Origin of the sequence: Streptomyces viridochromogenes (genome assembly GCF_001270495.1) — a bacterium.
Classification (GTDB): domain Bacteria; phylum Actinomycetota; class Actinomycetes; order Streptomycetales; family Streptomycetaceae; genus Streptomyces; species Streptomyces viridochromogenes_A.
Map to the genome: position 1 here is coordinate 1 of NZ_LGUR01000175.1, position 220 is coordinate 220.

A 220-nucleotide genomic window follows, 5' to 3' on the forward strand; every position below is an offset into this window, starting at 1 on the left:
GCCCGCCCGAGACGAGCACCGCCTACCAGGCCATCGTGAACGCCTTCAACCAGCACCCCGGCCAGGTGTTCAGAGCCCGTGAGCTGCACGAACTCCTCGGTATGCCCACCGACGAAGCGACCGTCAACATCACCCGCAGCCGCCTCGGACGCCTCACCCGCCAAGGCTTCCTCACCCAACCCGGACGAGGCCGCTACCAGAAACGGACTTAACACCCACT

At 65.9% G+C, this 220-nt stretch carries 1 pseudogene; it reads left to right on the forward strand.

Annotated features, from left to right (window positions below):
- A pseudogene (locus tag ADK36_RS17990) lies at positions 1-212 on the forward strand (hypothetical protein); the annotation flags it as partial.
- Between the last annotated feature and the right edge of the window lie 8 nt (positions 213-220).